Source organism: Mesorhizobium sp. M1E.F.Ca.ET.041.01.1.1, from assembly GCF_003997355.1.
Classification (GTDB): domain Bacteria; phylum Pseudomonadota; class Alphaproteobacteria; order Rhizobiales; family Rhizobiaceae; genus Mesorhizobium.
Map to the genome: position 1 here is coordinate 1 of NZ_RZSL01001249.1, position 482 is coordinate 482.

Sequence of the window (482 nt, forward strand, 5' to 3'; positions counted from 1 at the left end):
CCTCGGAGAGATCCTTCTCGAGCTTCTTGCGCTCCTCGAGCAGCGTCTCGACGCGGGCCGGCACATCGGCCGGCGAAATCTTCAGGGTCGCGGCAGCCGCCTTCAGGCGTCTGTCCTGTTCGTCGAGGTGCCTGCGCGCCGCCTCGCCGGTCAGCGCCTCGATGCGGCGGACGCCGGCCGCGACTGCGCTGTCCGACAGGATGCGCACCAGGCCGATATCGCCGGTCGAACGGACATGCGTGCCGCCGCAGAGCTCGACCGAATAAGGCCGGTTGGCCCTGGCGCCATGCAACCCAGTTCCCATCGACACCACGCGCACTTCGTCGCCATATTTCTCGCCGAACAGCGCCATGGCGCCCTCGGCGATCGCATCGTCGACCGACATCAGGCGCGTCGTCACTGGGCTGTTCTGCACGACGATCTCGTTCGCCATGCGCTCGACATCCTCGAGCTCTTCCGGTGAGATCGGCTTGTTGTGCGAA

General features: G+C 66.6%; 1 pseudogene. It reads right to left on the bottom strand.

What is annotated here, in order from left to right:
• A pseudogene (locus EOA38_RS38615) lies at nucleotides 1–482 on the bottom strand (alanine--tRNA ligase); the annotation flags it as partial.